We start from the raw sequence: 2,171 nt of genomic DNA, 5'->3' as shown, positions 1-2,171 counted from the left end.
ATCCAAACTACCGAAAACTCCTAGAATACGGCTCTCTCAGAGCCTGACTCTCCCAAAATATGTCCGAACTGTTGTTCATTACAATACCGGCATTTCGAGAGATTGAACAGCGATTCTTTAAAATGAGAATTGCTGATCACTCTAGCCCAAGGCGCTGTCTTTTATTCCGCTGCTTCTAATTCCTCTAGTTCTTGCGTAGACTGCCATCCAGCTTCCCAGAGCGATCGGTCTTTGAGCTGTGCGGCGTTCAGCCAAAAACGGACATTTGGATCGCAAGCCGCCACCATTTCCGCAAATACCCATTTACCCTCATTTTTTCGGTTAACTACTTGGAAGTGTCGCCACCCCCAAGTTTTTTGGTGTGAAGTCCATCGGGAACCCACTAAATAAGGAAATTTTTGTTTCTTCGGCACAGTATTTTCGTTGACAAATATATTAGAAAGCAAGTTAATTGTAATAACTCCTTCTGTTTGATGATATTAATTCCCTATCAAAACTCGTCTAATCCAATCCTCTCTCCCTCCCCTCTAGAACATAACAGACAATATAGAGGCGCTGCAGCTTACATCAGAGTTCACCTAAACTCTATCTGCAAGTAGATGCGTTTATTGTAACTTGTAGTAGTTTCGCCTCGGTTTTCAAAAGTAAGGGCAGTTCAATGACTGCCCCTGTAATTAGTTATACCTATTGAATAGGGATGATTTTTCACTCGATCCACAAATAGGAAATTTATGCAGCACGAGCTAAATCGTGAATCTCAAATCTAAAAGCAAATAACCCAGGTTATAGTTGTGCACAATAATCCGTTCTGTGAAACTTACTCAAATCTACTTTTCAAGCAGGTTTGACCTTCACTTCCTGCTTCTGCCAAAGCGGTCGGCCGCTTCTTGTCCGCAGGCGTCTTTTCGAGCCCAACTCTCCTTACAAACATTTTTTCAATCTTAATCGTGTTTCATTGATCCTGTACAGCTCAATAAAAAAGCACTTTTAGGAAAGATTGACTAATTTTTTTCATTCTGTCGTCACCCTTTGATTGCTTCCTTGTTAAGGCTTTTGGCCCGATAAATCCAGAGGAAGTTGGGGTAGCCGGAGGCGAACCGCATTTGTTTGCAGCCAGAGAGTGATGGCGTGCTTCCGCTGAGGAGTCACGTACTCTCCGGGTCTGATCACGCCAGCACAGACGCCGATGTTCTTAATAAGGGTCTCTCGCTCCGATGAACTTGCACCCTGTAGCAACCTGACTTGGGCTTTGATAAAATCCACGTTCATAGCTGAAAGTAAAAGTAACTAAAGAACTCAGTTAAATAGCGATGCTTTGTTTCCAAGTGTAACCCTAAAACCCTTTGGTACGAATCAAATTGATTCAACATCCCCAGGATGGGGATCGGGGCCTCTAGAGCTAGCCAACTTTATTTACTTTATCTGTTTTTGTTAGCAAAAGTGTCACTATGCTAGCAATTTTCGCAGAATTATTCATAGTTAAGAACTGTTACAAATTTGGCTGGCTCCCGACAATACGGCAGAGTTTAGTGCTAACGCTACTCTCGTGAATTCAAAAAGTTTAGCCTTGTCTCCAACTCCTTGCCTTCTTAGGTTTTACCATCCTCCATTGGGAAGCGATCGCTCGCCGAACATTCCTCTTCGATCGCCCCTCTTAACACTCAGACACAACTACCTCACCCTATTGATTTAGAGCTGCCCGTAGGTCTCGCTGTGGACTATAACTTCAGGCATACGTGTTGTTGCCTGGGCTACCATAAGCGAGCAAGTTTTTATTCTTGTTTCTCAATGATATGTTTTTTTGCTCGTCTTGCAAAGCCCTTATTGGTGTTAATTAAGGCAGCTTTGTGATGTCCACGCCAATTAAGAGTCGCAGCTTGCTAATCCTGAGTTTTTGCGCTGTGTGGCGGTGAATTTGTTTTCTGAATTCATTACGGGCGATCGTTCGTCGGCTAGAATTGCCAGTAACGGCTCAATTTGTATAATTCATAACATATCCGTCAATGCTAATAATTTAAAAAAAGCACCAGTTTAAACAGTCTTTCATCCATTGATACAGCGGATTCCACATTTATGAAGTACAGTAGCAGCAGCTTGTAAACCAGTTTTTGAAGTGCTTAGTATTCACCAAATCAAGCGCAGTAGCCAGTAAAACATCCACCATCTTAGTA

The 2,171-nt window shown here is 42.6% G+C and carries 2 protein-coding genes; both read right to left on the bottom strand.

The genetic code is table 11. The features are described from left to right. Window positions 1-161 precede the first annotated feature (161 nt). Window positions 162-413: a TIGR02450 family Trp-rich protein gene (locus QUA13_RS32265; RefSeq protein ID WP_333205141.1), complete on the bottom strand. Its 252-nt coding sequence runs from the start codon at window positions 411-413 to the stop codon at window positions 162-164. A 631-nt stretch (window positions 414-1,044) separates the two neighbouring features. Continuing rightward, window positions 1,045-1,269 carry a hypothetical protein gene (locus QUA13_RS32260; RefSeq protein ID WP_006635912.1) on the bottom strand — a complete coding sequence of 75 codons (225 nt, stop codon included), beginning with the start codon at window positions 1,267-1,269 and terminating at the stop codon, window positions 1,045-1,047. Between the last annotated feature and the right edge of the window lie 902 nt (window positions 1,270-2,171).

Origin of the sequence: Microcoleus sp. S28C3 (assembly GCF_036700785.1) — a bacterium.
GTDB classification, from domain to species: Bacteria; Cyanobacteriota; Cyanobacteriia; order Cyanobacteriales; family Microcoleaceae; genus Microcoleus; species Microcoleus asticus.
This window is presented reverse-complemented; position numbering and strand designations above follow the sequence as displayed.

What these genes read in the sequence shown, in the direction of transcription:
- QUA13_RS32260 (WP_006635912.1), bottom strand. Translation starts at nt 1,269, where the DNA reads ATGAACGTGGATTTTATCAAAGCCCAAGTCAGGTTGCTACAGGGTGCA.